This window comes from Pinibacter aurantiacus (assembly GCF_019130065.1).
In the GTDB taxonomy this organism is placed as follows: domain Bacteria; phylum Bacteroidota; class Bacteroidia; order Chitinophagales; family Chitinophagaceae; genus Pinibacter; species Pinibacter aurantiacus.
The window spans coordinates 209,139-225,044 of the sequence record NZ_JAHSPG010000018.1; the positions used below are offsets into that span (position 1 = coordinate 209,139).

The window sequence follows — 15,906 nt, forward strand, 5'->3', positions numbered from 1 at the left end:
CTGGTTTCTGATTATCCATTAATAAATATCTTGAGTCATGATAGTAGATACGGCGGTAGTTATTGTTTTTTCCGTTTTTATATTACTTGTAGGCATCAGCTTTTCACGAACAGGACGGAATTTAAAATCATTTTTTGCAGGTGGAGAATCCGTGCCGTGGTTTATTGGCGGCTTGTCTTTATTCATGAGCTTTTTTTCTGCCGGAACTTTCGTGGCCTGGGGCGCAATTGCCTACAAGTACGGTTGGGTCTCAGTAACCATACAATGGACGATGTGCATTGGAGCCCTTGTTACAGGGTTATACCTGGCACCTAAATGGAAAGCCACCGGCAACCTAACGGCGGCAGAATTTATCAAAGCCAGGTTAGGCAGTAAAGTACAAAAAAGCTTTATCTATATTTTTACTATTGTATCCGTATTTATCAAAGGTTCAGTGTTATACTCCGTATCCAAATTAGTATCTGCATCATTAGGTTATCCAATAATCCCGGTTACGGTTGTATTGGGTATATTGATGATTTCCTATACCGCCGTCGGGGGCTTGTGGGCCGTGATGGTAACTGATATTTTACAGTTCGTCGTATTAACAGCGGCAGTTATTATTATTTTACCACTAGTGTTTAAAGAGGCCGGCGGTGTGCAACATTTCGTAGATAATGTGCCCAAAGATTTTTTCCATCTTGTAAATGGAGAGTATACGTGGTGGTTCATTATTGCCTTTGCTATTTATCATATTTTTTATATCGGAGGCAACTGGACTTTTGTTCAAAGGTACACGAGCGTAAATGCACCAAAGTCTGCTTCCAAAGTAGCATATCTGTTTGCAGGGCTGTATATTTTAAGTCCCATAATTTGGATGCTGCCACCGATGGTTTATCGATCAATTAATCCGGGTCTTACAGGACTGGATACTGAGAATGCCTACATCATGGTATGCAAACAAGTGTTGCCCGTAGGGTTATTGGGATTGATGCTAACCGGCATGTACTTTTCTACTTCAGCTTCGGCGAATACGGCGCTGAATGTGGTATCTGCCGTGTTTACAAATGATATTTATAAAGGTTCTATTAATCCGGGTGCCAGCGATAAAAAGCTGATGTTTGTCGCAAGAACATCGTCCTGGTTTTTTGGCATCTTTATGATATTGATTGCACTGGGTGTTCCGTATATTGGTGGAGTAGTGGAGTTTACAATCAGTTTGGGGGCGATAACCGGAGGGCCGTTGTTGCTGCCTCCGATCTGGGCCTTGTTCTCCAAACGATTGACAGGAAAAGCCACCATTAACATTACAGTAGTGTCTTTATTGGTGAATTTGTTGTTCAAGATGGTAATACCCTATATTAACCATTACAAACTGTCAAGAGGTAACGAAATGCTGTTGGGCGTATTGTTGCCATTGGTATTATTGATTGTCCATGAATTTATCATCAGCAAAAGGAATGGCATTAGCCAGGATTACCTCGGCTACCAACGTTATAAAGCCGATAAAAAAGAAACTGTTTTGCAGATCAGTGAAGAAGAACAACAGGCCATCAAAGCCCAGAATGTATTTGGATTAAAGATGATTGCTTTTTCATTGATGTTTATAGGCGTGCTGTTGTTGATATTGGCGCTTATAACGTCTAAAAGCAGTGGGTTGGTAACAGTAATTGCAATAGCCATCATGTTAGGGGCTGTAATACCATGGAGGGCAGCGAAGAAATAATTGTAACTTCAGGCAAATGTAAAGGCCCATAAAAATCCAGGTTTTACGGGCCTTTAGTCTTTTTAAATAAAGTTGAAAATAAAACTCATCTATGTAATGTCGATCTGCATATGTACGTCGCCCGGCCATAGCGGCAGCGCAATGTTGTGTGCAGTGCTATAGTTTTTCATACCAATCCAGGATATAGTCGGCTACCGCTTCCCAGCCTTTTTCCCCACAAATAAAATGACTTTTGTTGTCAAATATTTTAATATCAACCTTGCTGTTTGAATCGCTATATCGTCCTGCAATGTTTTTAGTCAGGTTGGGCGGGAATATATGGTCGCTACCTCCACCTATGAATAAAATAGGTGCGTGAGGCTTTTGAAAATTTATATTTGAATAAGAATTTAAGACTAACTGGCGACTGACCTTGAAGCTTTCAGGCACCGCATATTTTTCAAATCCTGCTTCTTTTTCGGCGTCTGATATAGTGTTGAAAAAAGCATAATCATACCATTTACGGCTACCCATAAAATATTTGGCAAAAGAGAAAAAGCCAAAGGCTGGAAGTACTGTCTTGAGTGTCTGAAAAGGAGGGAATACATTTTTTGGGGGAGCTCCATCTATACTAACACCTGCTGCAGCTTTACCCAATTCAACCAGTTTCAACGCTGCCATACCTGCCATGGAATGCCCAATGACCAATGGTTTTTCCGGCAATGTGTCAATCAGGTTGACAATGTTATTCACAACGTCTATGAAACCAGTTTTTATTAAATCGGGATGTATATTCTTCCTCAATTCCGAAGGTATTCCTTCGTGGCCTGGATTTGCAGGCGTATAAACTTTATAGCCTTTTTGCTCATAGTAGTGCTTCCATTCTGTCCAGGAAGTGTTGTTTACGAAATTTCCATGAATCAGTATAATCGTTTTTGACTTTCCCATTAGTATGCGGTTTTTAGGTTTACAGTTTGTGAATTGGCGTGACAAGTCTTTTGCGGAAACTTTTGGCTTTCTTTAAAACTAATTTGTTCCAGGACTTGGTCAATGATATGTTTATTTGTTTTTCGTTTTGGATGAATCCGTCACTGTGTTAAAGGGTATGAATTGGTGTTAGGCTCAATGTCAAAGTCAAACTGCTCGAGCTTAAATGATACGGCTTGTCATTTATAGTCGGGTTATAACTTCTAAATACTTTGGCATCGTCACTACAATTCTTGTCAAGTTGTAAACGGCAATACTTCTGTGTCAATGTTAGATTATGGAAAGCTTTCTATGCCAATGTTTAGCATAAGTGCTGTGTCAAGATGCTGACGGCCAACTCTTAAATATACGCATGTTTTTTTCGAGTCCAAACTTGAGTTGCTGATTTTTAATATTATTCTTCAATAGAGGCAGGGCTGGGGAGGATAAGGCTATACGAATAACCATCGAGATTCAGCGATAGGCAGCACGGTGGATGTTAATCCTGTACAAATGAGCGGCTGATTTGGGGATTTAAAAATCCCTCGTTATCTTTTATTCGACATGTCTTGAGGAACAGGTCGAATAGTGTGAATTTTAAAATAGGGAGATGGCACAAATTACTATAAACGATATTAAGGTAATTGTCGACAGAATTGAAAGTGGCAATTATGATTGTAGCAATGCGTTGGATTTTATGCATGGTAAAATAGAAAATCAAAAAATCAACGACGATTACAATAAGGTTATCATTCGAAGTGAATCAGGTAACGTTAAAGTGATAATTATCGACTGTATAAAAAATATAATCAAAGCAATCTCGTTTAATGGATCAATTGACATAAGTCCAAATGAACTTTTAGAAATGTTTACAAATTATCGCGAAGAATATTCTAGTCATGATGATCTATACTTTTACCTGTTTAATGATGACAAGAAAAAAGGAAGGTATACTTTATCCTTTTTTGAGCCTTCGCATAAACAAGTTAACGTTCATCAAAATGATGAATGGCTATCTAATCTTACTTTGTCTTGGGAGTGATTGTTGTCAATTCCTCGCTGTTCGAGATGTTCCGCAGGACACCTCGAACGATAGATAAAGTGGATGTTAATCCTGTACAAATGAGCGGCTGGTTTGGGGATTAAAAAATCAATGTCGTTTAGTTAAGTTGTTTGAAAAATAAAAACCATGTCGCTTGTCATCCCGACGAAGGAGGGATCTGCGTGATTGTTTACGCATAGTGTGCGATAGGAATTAAAAAGTAAAAATGCACTTGAAAAGTAAAGAAATAAAGGAAAGTATAGCATCGCAATTAGGAAAATATTTTATGCGCGATGGCTTTATTTACAGGAAAACGGACAATGAATTCGTAAGCACAAAAGGTGATTTTGTATACGTCTTTAATATGCTTTTAACTACATGGTCGGATTGTCATACTTTGTCTGTTCGATTGTATATCAGCCAAAAAAAAGTGGAAAAAATTTATGAGACAGTATTAGGGAAATCTCACAAGCTCACCATGGGTAACTCGATAGAAAGAATTTGTAAGAGTTCTGATGGAAAGGAAATTGCGAATACAAGTATGGCGATAGTTTTGACAATTCCTGAGGATATTGCCGCCGCAGTTGAAAGTTTGCTGATGTTCTACAATGAAATAGCAAAAAAGTATTATGAGCGGTATCAATCATTGCTTGAAGTAGATGAAATTATCAACACAGCCCCTTTTAGCCATTGTCCGGCACATGTCGGAGGAAATTTTGATGAAAGATGCATGAAAGGGTTAATCGTAGCGAGGTTAGTTCATAGTGAAAAATATGAGGAGTTGGTACAGGTTTATGACGAGGCTATAAAGGAGACAATGAACAATGAGTCCATTGACAATTACTATAAGGTCCGGGAATATTTAAGTTATAATCGCATTAATTAGTCACTGCTGTTCGAGATGTTCCGCAGGGCATCTTGAACGATAGATAAGTGGATGTTAATCCTGTACAAATGAGCGGCTGATTTTGGGACTCAAAAATCAATGTCGTTTAGTTAAGTTGTTTGAAAAATAAAAAGCATGTCGCTTGTCATCCCGACGAAGGAGGGATCTGCGTGATTGTTTACGCGCAGCGTACGACAGTGTTAGACCCAGATCCCTCCTTCGTCGGGATGACAAGCAGCCTTTCGTTTTTGGTCATAGCAACCAGTGGTCGAAAAAGTTGATAATCAAATTAATACTCTATATTTGCCGCGTCAAAGTCAAAGCTCACGATTTAGGAAATTTAAAAAAGCGTCCATACTAGATAAGACGATTCTTTTTTATTTGCCGGTTTTTACAATCCGCATATTAAAGCGGCGTGTACCCCCGTGCCAATGCTATAATGGTATTGGCAAGCCTCCTAATCGTGGACTTTGACAACGGGAAAGGCACGCCGTTTTTTTATTGTGCCTAAATGTCAAAACCACGATTATGTTTTCAAATTTCAAAGACGTCTACACAAACAGACAGTATGCAAAAGAAGCACGGCAAAAGTTTCTTGCTTATTTCGCAGACAACTTTCCTCCCGTAAAAAGTCTCAAGTGCAAAATTGATCCGCACAATCATCGCATCATCGCCAGTGCAAAGTTTTGCAAGCGTCGGTTGTATGCTCGTGGTTATTCTTTGCAAAAGTGTTTCAACCATTTTGTAAATGAATATGAACAAAAGGTTTTGGTTGCTTATTAAAAACAGTAGTTGAACTGAATACTTATAAAAAGAGAAGCTGCCCTTTGAGGCAGCTTCTCTTTTTATAAAACAATGTCGTTTCCTTAAGCAACCAGAATTTCGCTACGTTAATGTCCTACGGACAAAATATTCTCGCTGATGTATTTTCTATTGACATTAATGCCCTACGGGCAATAGAGCGTTTCCCGTAGGGAAACAATATCAATAGAAAATTATTGGGAAATCAACCCATTGCCCGTAGGGCATTAACACCTTAAGGAAACGACATTGATTTATAAAATGCAGCAGCACTTATTTTTTTTGCTTCTGCATTTTATTGATCCATTCTGTTATTAATTGCACACCTTGTTTGTGTATCACTGTTCGTGCAAGCTCTGGCATTGCTGTGCCAGGCTCCGCGCCGTTCATGCGGTAGGCAAGAATAGAGTGGGCCGCATCGCCCGGGATAATATCGTAATTAAGACCTCCGGCGCCTCCGCCTGCAGACACAGGTTCTTTCATAATTCCTATATGTGGAGGATCTTTTTGCTGGTATTCTAAAAATAAGCCAGTGTTGTACGCATCACCTCCGTGGGTATGGCAGTGCGCACAATTAACATCCAGGTAAGCACGTGCCCGCTGGTCGAGCGTAAAATGCTTTGCATCATTCCATTTTGGCAACACCGGTACTGTTGAAATATCAGGTAAGCCGGCAATCATACCAAGCCTGGCCATTTCAGATAATTGATTCTCCTCGTGACCCGCAACTGTAACGTTAAGATTGCGCGCCTTTGGCCCGATGGGCGTAAAAATATCATTGTTAATATGACATCTTTTGCAATCATTTGTATTGGGCACCTGGTAAGTGGTGGTAATTTTATTTCCATCATCATCCAGTAAGGTAATAGGCAAACGGGCTCCTATAATGTGTTTTACTGCGTCTGTTTGCTCCGCGTTCCACAAGTAATCCATCACTTTCCATTTTTTATCAAAGGGATCCTTTACCAGCAACCTTGTTTCAATCATAATTTTTTTATGATCAGTATTGGTATAAGCGAAATTTTTGATGAGGATGGTAGAGTCCGGAAAATCCTGTACACCTTCCGCTACAAAGTTCATTTGTTTCCCGTTTGGCAATACGATGTAACGATCTTTTACTGCATAGTCGGTAAATAAAGGAGTAGCCAGCTCGTAATGAAATACACCGGGTTGCGGATCGAGGTCCTTTAAATTGTTTTTAAAAAAACCATACTCAGATAGTTTCTCTTTAAACTGGTAAGATCCATCGACAGCCGCCTTTTCCTGGTGCTGATTATTTCCGCAACCTTCAATCGTAAGCATACCTGCAACCATCAAAAGAAATATGCTGCCGCCAAATAAAATATAGTTCTTCATTTCAAAAAGTTTGCAACTACCCTGAGTAGTTTTCTTGGTTTGGATTTTTTGCTATTTGCAGTTGTACGCTGAAACCTCCGTATTTGGGTGCCACACTTTAGGATTATTAATGTTTATAAAGTCTGCATTCACGAAAATATTATCTCCCTGCTGCTGTATGCAAAGTGAATCTGGATTGGGAGTTGTTCCATTAGTAAGCAGGTTGGTTGAAACACCATCGTACATGATGTACGGGATGCGTTTGTTTTTTCGAGTTGGATCCTGCGCATTTAATTTTTGTTCAATGCCCACCAGCAATTTACCGATATGATGCTGGTAAACAGGCTCAGGAAAACTGTTACCCATTTCCATGGTGTTGTCATGGATTTTTATATTTTTTGAAATGGGTGAATAATGATCATTTATTTTTTCAACAGCTTTATCATCAACAGCAAAACCAGATGCAAGAATGATTGCACCCGAATTGTTATTCAGTATGCGGTTATTGTACAGTTCAATATTTGATGCGGCAAGAATAATCACGCCACTGCCGGGAGAAGCATTGCCAACACCCCATGAGGTGCCGAAGCTTCCCGCTTTTGCAAAATTCCTGAAGTTGTTATCATGAAAATAGTTGTCGTGTGCTTTTACATAGCCTCCTCTTTGTGAAAGACCCGGAAGATCGAAGACGAGAAATCCGGCTGTGTTGTCGTAGAATTCATTACCATAAACTTCCGCATGCAGTGTGTTTTCAATTTCGCATCCGGCAACATTTTTTGCGCCCTTGCAATTTCTTACAATAGCAGTGTCTGTCTGCCCCACATAGATACCGGCGTCGGAAGACCCTTGCGCATAGCAGTTTTCAATGAGCACGTTTTTACACAAAACAGGATAGATGGCATAACCTCCGCTGGTAGAATCAGCTGTTTTCCAGATAGCATGAAGATTGTTTACCACTACATCGCGGCTCATGTTTATTTTGAGAAGATCGCCTTTCGAATCGCGGATTGTCATATCATTAATGGTAAAGCCATTTACGTTGGTCACGCGAATTCCCTCACCACCGGATGTTTGTTGAGAGAAGTCAAGAATCGTTTTATCAAAACCCTCGCCTCTGATGCGAATGTTTTTTACCTGCGCGATGCTAAGATTTTCAAACTTGTACGTTCCTTGTTTTAATAAAATATCTGTACTGTCTTTGATGGACAGGAATGCTTCAACAATTTTGCTTTCATCGCCGGGGCCAAAGCTGAGGCTTGTGTTATAACCATCTTTGTGTGTTGAAGCTGCAGGATTGCTGCAGGAAGAAACCATGAGTGCTAAAGAGACAGTGAACAGTAGCGAAAATGATTTTATGATTTTCATATAATGTTTTTAAGAAAATAAAAAATGACACTAAAAAATATTATAAGCATAGGTTACATAATAAACCGCGCCAATTGCCGGATTGGCCGTTCCGGTAGAGTAGTACTTGTTGGTAATATTTGTTCCACCAATTCTAATTCCGGAATGTGCTTTTATGAGTTTGTAACTGAGCTGCGCATCTAAAACCGTTGATGAAGGTACGTTGCCCTTTGCCAATCCGCCGTTTACTGCATAGAAATATCCGGGTTTGTAACGCATGGAGACACCGTACGACCATTGCTGGTTTTTACCAAATCCGCTGTTTGAAAAATCCATGTTAACATGAAAATGCGGCGTATTGAAATTATTGATCTGGCTATTATTCTTATTAACCATATAGTCTGCATAATAATTTACTTTAAATAAATAATTGTGCGTCAGGTCCACGCTCATGCTTGCTGCCCATCCATAGGTGTTTACCATTTCGGCACCATTAAAAGCGATGTTGTAAGATATATATGTGCTGCGGTCTTTAAAAGCCGCAGGGTCATTCGTTCCCGGCGTATTGGCTACATCCGCATAGCCAATGAAATTTTTCCATGTAGAGAAGTAACCCAATACATCCAGTAAAACTCTTTTGCCGATCAATGTAGCGTAGCCAAGTTCGAACGCATTCACCGATTGAGGTTTCAACTCATTGGTATAAAACCGTTTCAGCGAGTCAGACACGCTTGATTCCTGGTATGCTTTTACGCTCGCAGCGGTGTATGGTACATATTGGTTAAAATGATAAATATCGTTCAGCAGATAGCCTGAACCACCGGATGAATAACTGTTATATCCATTGAGTGTATTTTGCAAAGCTTGTATATTGGATGGAAAGCTGTAGGCATTCTGGTACGAAAAACGGATAAAATTATCTTTCGCCACTTCATACACTGCAGAAAATCTTGATGTTACTTTTGGTGTAGGGAATAAACTGTTTTTATCATCTCTGAAGGAAGCATTCAGTGATAGTTTATCATGAAGGATCTTTTTTGATAATTGTATATATGCGCTGTATTCATTCACGTTAATAGGCTTTCCCATATCAGGGAAAAGTGTGTTCTTGCTATTAAGGCTGTAATGGCGCCAGTTTACTCCTGCAATTACGTTTACGAATTTGATGAGTTTTGAAAAATTATATTGCGCCTCCGTATTGTACAGTTTACTCCTGTCTAAAAACAATGTACCACCTTCTGGAATAGGAGTGGAGGAAATACTATCCTTCAAATGATTGAAATAAGTGGTGCCTTGCATAGGCCTTCCCTGGTCCGCATAAGATCTTGCGGCAAGATTTGCATCAACAGAACTCATGCCGTTAGCCAGTCCATTCAACAGTGCCTCTGTATATTCAGGATACCAGCCGCCTGCGGCGCCGTCATAACTTGTTTTCCAGGCTTCATTAATCAATTGCGCAGTGGGGCCCGCCACCAATGTTTTTCCTGAATTTTCCTGTGTAGTGTAGGAACGCACAAACCAGTTGGCACTTTTAAGTTCGAGCCTGTATTGCCCCACTTTAAAATCCTTTAACTGGTACCTTGTATCGTTGGTATAAACAACCCTTCCTGTACCATAAGTGCCGGAAGCAATCGCTTCGAGTTTATTAGAAATCTTATACCTGATCTCCGCGTTCGCTTTTAGTAGACTCGCATTGTTGTCGAGATACCCATACTCAGGGTAACCCGTACGTGCAACGTAGTTTGGTTTTTCCAGCATGGGAGATATGAGTGGGTCCAGTGCCGGGTTCTGCGATAATGCATACTCCAGGAAAGGGTTGATGTCTGCAGATGTGGCGCTGCCATAATCATTCACGCCCATATAATTTGGATCAGTGTATTTTGTGCCGATTCCGTTTTTGTTTGTCGTGTCGGTTGCTACCCAGTCCTTCGCCTTTGTATATTGTGCATTGATTTTAAAAGCCAGTTTATCGTTTATTTTTTTTGCATAGCGGATCGTCCAGTCATAGTATGGTGAAGGCTTAACAGGATCATTACTGTTTTTGCTACTGATGTGGTTTACACCTTGTGTAATGAGAACGCTCAGCCCCTGGTATTTGAAAGGATCTTTACCCGTCATTACCATCGTACCATTCAGCCCCCTTGACCCATACAGCGCGGAAGACGCGCCCGATAGCAACTCAATATTGTCTACATCAAGTTGTGTAAGGCCAATAGCGCTTCCAAGCGGGAAATTGAGTCCGGGTGCCTGGTTATCCATGCCATCCACAATTTGCGTAAAATTGGTATTGCCGCTGGTGTTAAAGCCTCTTGTGGTAACACTGGTAAACCCAAGGCTGGACACCGTTACATCCACGCCTTTTAATCCCTGCATCATATCCATATAATTCAGCTGGGGCGCATTGGCGATCTCTTTGCTGCTTAGCTGTTCTATGGTTACCGGCGATGCAAGTTTCCGTTGTGTAGTGCGGCTTGCAGATACTACAACCTCCTGGCCCAAGCCGGTTGCTTGCTGCAATTCTATTGCCAGCGGTTGTGAAGCTGTTGACACAACAACTTCCTTTGTGCTGAAGCCAATGGAAGAAATGATTAACGTGATAGGCAGTTTTGCATTCGTATTCAATTGGAACCTTCCGCGGTTATCGGTATAGGTACCCTGCGATGACCCCTTAATTGAAACGGATACAGCATAAAGAGATTCTTTAGTTCCTCCATTCCTGACGTCTCCTTTTATAACATTTTGTGCATAGGATGCGGAGAAACAAAATAAAGCAAGTGGCAAAAGCAATCGTCTCAGTGTTTTCATAAGCGTTAATGTGGTTTTGGTCTACTTTTATGGTTAGGTTTTAAAGCTTCTTGCATACTGTTTACTTTTTTTTCAACCCACTGAAAATAAGTGTTACCAGGAATTTCATATCAGTGATACTTTGTGTATAGTCAATCTTATCATCTCCGCGCAGTATTGATTTTTGTTCTTCGCTATGTTTCAATGCATCGCTCAGATTTATGAGGGTGGATGCAATTTTGGTGGCATTTGATTTCACCAGCTCGCCATTTTTTGTGGCGTTTTCAATTAGCTGTGACAGGAATTTCTTTTCCTGTTTCATCATGGAATCATATAGTTCAAAAAACTTTGGTAATATTTTGTTGAGTGTTTCCGCAGATACCCTGTTCATGTTCAGCACATTCTTATAGTAGTTGAACCTGCTGTACATATAAAACCATATCTGATTTTCTATCCCTTTCTTTCTGATTGTTTGCTGCTGCAGCTTTGCAAGGTATTCTTCGCCTTCACTCACCGCAATTTCAAGGAAGATGTCCTCCTTGTTCTTATAGTAATAGTACAGGGTAGCTTTATTAAGTCCCACCACTTTGGCAATATCTCCAAGTGTAGTTTTATCCAGTCCGAACTTTGCGAAGCACTGCATTGCCGCTTTGCCAATTTTATTCTTTACGTCTTGCTTTTTTGTCATCGCCGTAGTTTAACAATATGAAAATATAAATACTATTTATTTATTTTTCAAACATTTTATTCTAATGTTTGAAAAATAGAATTATTTTGAAGAACGCTAGAAGAGTAATTTTCTTCCGTAAACAGAGTTGCTTACACGATTAACTACCATTATGAAAAAAACACAAACGCTCATTGTCGGTGCGAGCATTTCAGGCCTTGCATGTGCAGGCGCGCTTACTAAAGCAGGACTCGAACATACTATTATTGAAAGGGCCGAACGTATTGCGACACCCTGGCGCAACCATTATGATCGACTGCACTTGCACACCAGCAAGCATCTTTCTGAATTGCCTTATAAAAAATATGCTGCAGGCACACCGCGTTATCCCGCTCGATTGCAGGTCATAGAGTACCTGGACAATTACCAAAAGCAATTTAAAATAGATCCCCTTTTTAATACGGAAGCAACATCAATAAGGAGGGAAGCAGGGTTTTGGATCGTTGAAACAAGTAAAGCTGTTTTTCAAGCAGAGAATGTGATCATGGCAACCGGACCATACGGCAAACCGCGAGCAATTGATTTTAGAGGAATGGAAACATTTCCGGGAAATATCACACATAGCAGCCGTTACAAAAAAGGTGACGTATTTAAAGGGCAGAAAATTTTGGTAGTTGGGTTTGGCAATTCAGCCTGTGAAATAGCATTGGACCTTCATGAACAGGGAGCATATCCTTCCATGTCTGTAAGATCGGCGGTGAATGTATTGCCAAGGGATATTTTCGGAATACCCATATTGCAGCTCAGTTTGTTATTTTCTGTGCTTCCGCCTGCATTTGCAGATAAATTAAACGCACCACTGATAAATGCTTTGACGGGCGATATAACAAAGCTGGGGCTTAAGAAACTTCCTTATGGCCCACTGGAACAAATTCATAGAACCCAAACGGTGCCATTGCTTGACATAGGTACATTGAAATTGATAAAAGACGGTAACTGCAAGGTTTTTGAAGGCATTGAAAACATAGAAGGTAAAACCGTTTATTTCAGCAATGGAGCAAAAGAAGAATTTGACGGTATTGTGGCCGCTATCGGCTACGAAAAAGGGTTTGCATCCCATGTGCTACAGGTAGATAAAAGCCGGTTTGAAGATTTAGCTGTTCCGGTTGCCAGGCAAAAATATTTTGGTAAAGATGGCCTTTATTTCTGCGGATTTTTTATTTCTCCCAACGGCCAGATACGCGAGATTGCTTCAGACGCAAAAAAAATCGCCGGAAGTATTGTTAAGAATGGGAGCTAACAGGCAGATTTTCCACTGAAGTCGTCATTTCCTCACCCATTAATGTTTCAGATTGTCTCTTTACAAACCTCTTAAACTGGATAAAATTGTCAGGTTAAAACCTGCTTTTTTATTTTATTTGTCAGGTTATAACCTTACATATATTTTTATTTTGTCAGGATATAACCTTACATTTGTGCTTGTCCTGTCAGGATATAACCTTACAAATATGCCTAATAAATCTTTACAACTACAACAACTGAACAATAAAATATTGGTTTGTAATAACTTGCAAAAAATTACGCCGCCGCCTACGGGCTGGATAAAAGCGGTTCGTACCGCTATTGGTATGAGCCTGCAACAGTTAAGTGGCCGTCTTTCCATTACACGGCAAAGTGCACAAGAAATTGAACAACGGGAAAAAGACGGCTCCCTTACTTTGAAATCCCTTCGGGAAACTGCCGCCGCATTGGATATGCAGTTAGTGTATGGCTTTATTCCGAAAGATGGTTCGTTGGATGCATTGATTGATCGAAAGGCAAAAGAACTGGCGAAGCAAATAGTGCTACGCACACACAACACTATGAAGCTGGAAGACCAGGGAAATTCAAAAGCAAGAATTGAAAAGGCAATAGAAGAAAGAGCAACAGAAATTAAAAACGAAATGCCGAAAGCATTATGGGATTAGACCTGAAATACCTGGACGGACAAACGCCATTGGACGATGATGAAAAAGAAGGGTTGAAAATTGCAACCATTGCCACCCGCGGCGAATTGGATGAATTTGAACAACAGAATATTGAACAGGCAATCCTCTGGACTTTGAAAAGGAGCTTTAAACCAGAGGCAATCTTTACGGAAGACTTTGTAAGAGCAGTACACAAAAGAATGTATGGCAACACATGGGCATGGGCCGGTGATTTTAGAAAGACAAATAAAAACATTGGCGTAGATAAATGGCAGATACCAACAGAAATGCACCATTTGTTAGGCGATGCAAAATATTGGATGGCTAATAAAACATTTTCGCCAGATGAAATTGCTATACGGTTTAAACATCGCATTGTAAGCATTCATTGTTTTCCCAATGGCAATGGAAGGCATAGCAGGTTAATGGCAGATATAATTATTGAAAAGACATTTGGCTTGCCTGTGTTTACTTGGGGTGCTGCAACCCTTGTAAGAGCGGGTGACCAGAGAAAGGAATATTTAAATGCATTGAAAGCAGCAGATAATGGGAATATGCAACCATTGATACAATTTGCGAGGTCCTGATATGAAACGTTCCATTCATAACGGAAAAAGTTCGGTAAGCAATTCTCGACAGGCTTTTTTTGTTTTACAAAAAGCTATCGAAGTGAAAAAAGATGCTTTGCTTGTGGTTTTCAAGTATCCTGATAATGCAAAATTAAAGTGATGGTTATTGTCATAACGATTTTATTTGGAGCCCTGGGTTTGTTCAATTTATTCGTTGGGTTTGTACAAGCCTCTCTTGTAAAAAAGATGTATATCATTCGTCTTGGCGAGCCCATGCCTTTTGTTTCGGAAGAAGAGATTAATGCCACCATTTCAGTCAGTAGCCAACCTTAAAGTGTTTATCATTGCAAATAGCCATGTGCGTCGTTGAATATAGTAACGGAGTTTAACGGTAAAATTTACTTCATTATTCCATCCTGGTATAACTTCCATGGAGTATTATGCCTTCGTGCTTTGGTATGACCAAATTAAAAAACGGATCAACCTAACCGGAAAATTATTGTTATGATCTCATGAATAATAATCTAACCCTTCGATTACAATCAATTTTTAGTTTGGAACATATAAATTGTAAAAGAAAATGAACATTACTGTTTTGGGTGAAACGAAATTTGCATCACCGATCGGGCACAGCGTGAGTGATGATCTGCGCATTCCTGAGAACATTATAATCGATCCAGCGTCACCTGCAAAAGAAGAGCTGACATTTGAATTGGCAGGGCCGCGCGCTAAACTTTTTTTTGATCCGGCGAATACACGTGCGGGCATCGTTACCTGCGGTGGACTATGTCCAGGTTTAAACAATGTTATAAGATCCTTATTCCTGGAACTTCATCACGCTTATGGCGTGAAAGAAGTACTTGGTTTTCGTGGTGGATACCAGGGTTTGGATCCTGCAAATGGGAAGGAGCCAATCATACTTACACCGGAATTTGTTCACAACATTCATAAGGAAGGCGGCACAGTTTTAGGAACTTCGAGAGGACCGGTGAATATTCAGGTCGCAGTTGACAACCTTATACTTCGAGGGATAAATATAATATTTACTGTAGGGGGTGATGGAACGCAGCGAGGCGGAAATGAACTATTTCAGGAGGCAAGGAAACGGGGCCATCCCCTGGCAGTGGTGGGTGTTCCAAAGACAATTGATAATGATGTTGCTTTTGTTACAAGAACTTTCGGCTACATGACCGCTGTATCGGAAGCGAGTAGAGTTTTGAGTAATGCACACAACGAGGCAATAAGCGTTCAGAACGGCATTGGATTGGTAAAGCTTATGGGAAGGAACGCCGGATTTGTTGTTGCCGGTGCGACTGTTGCCTGCCAGGACGTAAACTTTGCCCTGCTGCCTGAAGTGCCTTTTAAGCTGGATGGGCCAAATGGATTTCTTGCTGCTTTAAAAGAACGTATTGTTCACCGGGCACATGCTGTAATCGTTGTTGCCGAGGGTGCGGGCCAGGATTTATTTGCAGCAGACGAATTGAAAAAAGATGACTCCGGAAACATCAAGGCCAAAGACATAGGACTATTTCTGCGGGAATCGATTGAAAAATATTTCAAAGGCGAAAATATTCCTGTGGTGATTCGATACATTGATCCGAGTTACATTGTTCGGAGCAGCGCGGCCAATTCTGAAGATGCCATCCTCTGCGACATGTTTGCGCGGAGCGCCGTTCATGCAGCGATGGCAGGTAAAACAGGATTGGTTATTGGATATATGCACGACAGATTTATACATGTTCCCATTGAACTTTTAGCCAGCCGTAAAAAATCTATGGATCCCCATAGTTTTCAATGGAAAGCTGTGCAGGCTGCGACGGGGCAGGGCGTGCAATTTAAATAGTCGACCCTCAAAAGTTTG

Annotated in this window: 14 protein-coding genes; 9 read left to right on the plus strand and 5 right to left on the minus strand. The window is 40.5% G+C overall.

Annotation, left to right across the window (positions count from 1 at the left end; translation table 11 throughout):
• Positions 1-37 precede the first annotated feature (37 nt).
• The gene (locus KTO63_RS24595; protein ID WP_232373331.1) at positions 38-1,705 is read left to right on the plus strand and encodes a sodium:solute symporter family protein; all 1,668 of its coding nucleotides are present in this window, start codon (positions 38-40) and stop codon (positions 1,703-1,705) included.
• A 156-nt stretch (positions 1,706-1,861) separates the two neighbouring features.
• Here KTO63_RS24595 and KTO63_RS24600 read toward each other — a convergent pair whose 3' ends face one another.
• The gene (locus tag KTO63_RS24600; protein WP_217794676.1) at positions 1,862-2,632 is read right to left on the minus strand and encodes an alpha/beta hydrolase; all 771 of its coding nucleotides are present in this window, start codon (positions 2,630-2,632) and stop codon (positions 1,862-1,864) included.
• A gap of 628 nt (positions 2,633-3,260) precedes the next feature.
• On the opposite strand from KTO63_RS24600, the gene KTO63_RS24605 reads away from it, so the two are divergent.
• From KTO63_RS24605 to KTO63_RS24615, 3 genes are all read left to right on the plus strand, one after another.
• The gene (locus KTO63_RS24605; RefSeq protein ID WP_217794678.1) at positions 3,261-3,692 is read left to right on the plus strand and encodes a hypothetical protein; all 432 of its coding nucleotides are present in this window, start codon (positions 3,261-3,263) and stop codon (positions 3,690-3,692) included.
• Positions 3,693-3,918: 226 nt separating this feature from the next.
• A complete protein-coding gene (locus tag KTO63_RS24610) occupies positions 3,919-4,578 on the plus strand; it encodes a hypothetical protein (protein WP_217794681.1) in 660 nt (219 codons plus the stop codon).
• 528 nt (positions 4,579-5,106) lie between these two features.
• Positions 5,107-5,361, plus strand: a complete 255-nt coding sequence (locus KTO63_RS24615) for a hypothetical protein (protein ID WP_217794683.1) — start codon at positions 5,107-5,109, stop codon at positions 5,359-5,361.
• Between the two features lie 291 nt (positions 5,362-5,652).
• Here the strand turns inward: KTO63_RS24615 and KTO63_RS24620 are convergent, their stop codons facing one another.
• From KTO63_RS24620 to KTO63_RS24635, 4 genes are all read right to left on the minus strand, one after another.
• Positions 5,653-6,735 carry an SO2930 family diheme c-type cytochrome gene (locus KTO63_RS24620; RefSeq protein ID WP_217794685.1) on the minus strand — a complete coding sequence of 361 codons (1,083 nt, stop codon included), beginning with the start codon at positions 6,733-6,735 and terminating at the stop codon, positions 5,653-5,655.
• A gap of 51 nt (positions 6,736-6,786) precedes the next feature.
• On the minus strand, positions 6,787-8,079 hold the full coding sequence (locus KTO63_RS24625; protein ID WP_217794687.1) for a parallel beta-helix domain-containing protein: 1,293 nt from the start codon (positions 8,077-8,079) through the stop codon (positions 6,787-6,789).
• 30 nt (positions 8,080-8,109) lie between these two features.
• Complete coding sequence (locus KTO63_RS24630) at positions 8,110-10,863, minus strand: TonB-dependent receptor (protein WP_217794689.1); 2,754 nt, start codon at positions 10,861-10,863, stop codon at positions 8,110-8,112.
• A gap of 61 nt (positions 10,864-10,924) precedes the next feature.
• Positions 10,925-11,530, minus strand: coding sequence for a TetR/AcrR family transcriptional regulator (locus tag KTO63_RS24635; protein WP_217794691.1), 606 nt, complete (start codon positions 11,528-11,530; stop codon positions 10,925-10,927).
• Between the two features lie 151 nt (positions 11,531-11,681).
• Between KTO63_RS24635 and KTO63_RS24640 the strand changes: the two genes are divergently transcribed.
• The 5 genes from KTO63_RS24640 to KTO63_RS24660 all read left to right on the plus strand — a co-directional run bounded on the left by KTO63_RS24640 (position 11,682) and on the right by KTO63_RS24660 (position 15,888).
• A complete protein-coding gene (locus tag KTO63_RS24640) occupies positions 11,682-12,809 on the plus strand; it encodes a flavin-containing monooxygenase (protein ID WP_217794692.1) in 1,128 nt (375 codons plus the stop codon).
• A 208-nt stretch (positions 12,810-13,017) separates the two neighbouring features.
• Positions 13,018-13,476, plus strand: a complete 459-nt coding sequence (locus tag KTO63_RS24645) for a mobile mystery protein A (protein ID WP_217794694.1) — start codon at positions 13,018-13,020, stop codon at positions 13,474-13,476.
• Entirely contained in the window at positions 13,467-14,063 is a 597-nt protein-coding gene (locus tag KTO63_RS24650) for a mobile mystery protein B (protein WP_217794696.1), read from the plus strand. Before KTO63_RS24645 ends, KTO63_RS24650 begins: the two co-directional genes overlap by 10 nt.
• Positions 14,064-14,204: 141 nt before the next feature.
• Positions 14,205-14,378, plus strand: a complete 174-nt coding sequence (locus tag KTO63_RS24655) for a hypothetical protein (protein ID WP_217794698.1) — start codon at positions 14,205-14,207, stop codon at positions 14,376-14,378.
• A 247-nt stretch (positions 14,379-14,625) separates the two neighbouring features.
• Entirely contained in the window at positions 14,626-15,888 is a 1,263-nt protein-coding gene (locus KTO63_RS24660; protein ID WP_217794700.1) for an ATP-dependent 6-phosphofructokinase, read from the plus strand.
• Positions 15,889-15,906: the final 18 nt, after the last annotated feature.